Here is a 1932-nt window from a genome sequence, read left to right on the forward strand (position 1 = left end):
ACGGCCTCATGCCGCTGGAACAGTGTTCCCTGCTCGTCATGAACCCGCGTGAGGAACCGCTAGCACCCCGCGGATTCGACGACGCAGAACCTGGGTGTCACGGACGCGACCTCTTCCTCCACGTCATCGAAATGGGCTGCACCGACGTATGCGTCATCGCGGTAACCGGTCCCCTCACCGGCCGCGTCCTCATCGGCAACAGCGACGGGTTCTGGGGCCCCAACGTCTCCTCCGCCACCGACTTCCTCGACTGGTACGAACGCTGGCTCAACCACATGAGCGCCGGACGCGACAACCGGGCCCTGGAACTCACCTCACCCCAGCTTCGCGCCCACCCCGCCAGGCATCGTCCGGCACCGAATATTTGACTCTCCGTAACCACTCCACGGAAAGCGAGCCAGAACCCGTTCTCGTGAACAAAGCCAGGAGGGCGAGTGTCCGGCTGTCGGTGGCCGGGGTGGCCTGGATCGGGGGGCCGACGTCCTTGAGGAGGTCGGCCAGGAGGGCGCGGCGGTCGGTGTAGGGGCGGGCGGCGACGGGGCCGTGGTCGGGGTGCTCCAGGACGTCGAACGCGGCGTAGGAGGGTGACGGGCCGCCAGGGCGCGGGCACGCTCCAGCGAGGAGGCGGCCCTGGACTGGACGGCGGCGAAGTCCAGGCGGCCCGCGCGCCAGATGACCGCCTCGCCGTCCAGGGTGGTCCCCGGGCGCAGTCGCATGGCCGGGACGGCAAGATCCATCCAATGGCTGGTGACGTCGCGGCCGGCGCGGGCATAGAGGACCACGGCGTCCTCGATGCGGCGCAGCACGGTGCGGTGGCCGTCGAGCTTCGGCTCGAACCACCAGCCGACCCCGTCCGGCAGAACCGGCACGGCGCGCACCAGCCCGACCTTGATCGGATACTCCACACCCTGATCCTGTGCCGGACGAAGCCCGGCCGCACTCCGGCGGCGGGGGCGTAGTCGCCCCCATGGCAGGCATATCCGTGGGGACTGCTCCGAGCCGGGGCCAAACAGCGCGGGCGTCGGCCATTACCGATCAATCGATATCAGACAAATTGACGACTGCACTTTTCGGCCCAATTCCCGTGCCGCATCTTTTCCCGTCGCAATGCTGTACTGAATTCTGGGGCCCGCCCATGCGGAAAAGCGTTTCACGTTCCACGGTTTTTCTAGTTGGTTCTGGCAGGAAAAATGCGGCTCCCTGACCGTTTCTGGTCGCCCCCCCTGCATCAGGCAGACTTGCAACCCCCTGGCCACAGAGGCACAGAGCCGCTCGCCTGCACGGAGGATTTCACACAGTGCCGTCACGTACCAGCAGCTGACTTTTCGCTCAGCTTGGACCCTGATTTCACGCCTGGAAAAGCGAAGGAAAACCGCACACTTTTGCAGGTCAGGACCCTATCCGAGGAGAAGGAGGCATCTCTCCGAATTCCACAAAATCGCAATGCGCCGCCTATATTTGCAGCACACCGCACTAATCGACGCGGTCGGAATAGGTCACGCGACCGCCGCACAGAGGAGAGATTGCAATGAACATGGCACAGCGCAGCGCAGCGCCGCCCTCGACGCCATCCAGCCCAGGGCCGGATATTACGGCCCGGCACACGTACGTGGTCAGCGCCATCGCGCTGACCACGGCGCTGGCAGTCCCCGTCACCGACGATCAGCACTGGTGGGTGCGCCCCACCGTCGCGCTCGCCGTGTACGTGCTCGGAGCGCTGCCCTACCTGCTGCGTGCCTACGTGCGTCCCTGGCTGCTGCACGGCTGAATCGGATCGCAACTGCGGCGGCCCCGCACCCGAACTGAGGGCGGGGCCGCCGCTTCGCCTTCGGCCGGCCTAAGACCGTGTCCTATGTGGTGAGTCGGAGGAGTCGCTTGTAGCAGCAGAGGGCTGCGGCGAGGCCGAGAAAGGCCAGGTAGTTGCGGGGGTGG

At 66.3% G+C, this 1932-nt stretch carries 3 protein-coding genes and 1 pseudogene; 3 read left to right on the plus strand and 1 reads right to left on the minus strand.

Going from position 1 to position 1932, the window contains the following annotated elements:
* Window positions 1-368 (plus strand): annotated as a pseudogene (locus AB0F29_RS41505) (SMI1/KNR4 family protein); the annotation flags it as partial.
* Here the strand turns inward: AB0F29_RS41505 and AB0F29_RS41510 are convergent.
* Window positions 315-806 (minus strand): hypothetical protein, encoded by a 492-nt coding sequence (locus tag AB0F29_RS41510; protein ID WP_361884190.1) that lies wholly within the window; start codon window positions 804-806, stop codon window positions 315-317. The pseudogene AB0F29_RS41505 and the gene AB0F29_RS41510 sit on opposite strands and share 54 nt — an antisense overlap.
* On the opposite strand from AB0F29_RS41510, the gene AB0F29_RS41515 reads away from it, so the two are divergent.
* Both AB0F29_RS41515 and AB0F29_RS41520 read left to right on the plus strand, forming a co-directional pair.
* Window positions 741-959: a hypothetical protein gene (locus tag AB0F29_RS41515; RefSeq protein WP_361884192.1), complete on the plus strand. Its 219-nt coding sequence runs from the start codon at window positions 741-743 to the stop codon at window positions 957-959. The genes AB0F29_RS41510 and AB0F29_RS41515 overlap by 66 nt on opposite strands.
* Before the next feature lie 569 nt (window positions 960-1528).
* Window positions 1529-1768 carry a hypothetical protein gene (locus AB0F29_RS41520; RefSeq protein WP_361884188.1) on the plus strand — a complete coding sequence of 80 codons (240 nt, stop codon included), beginning with the start codon at window positions 1529-1531 and terminating at the stop codon, window positions 1766-1768.
* Window positions 1769-1932: the final 164 nt, after the last annotated feature.

Source organism: Streptomyces sp. NPDC026589, from assembly GCF_040638385.1.
Taxonomy (GTDB): Bacteria; Actinomycetota; Actinomycetes; order Streptomycetales; family Streptomycetaceae; genus Streptomyces.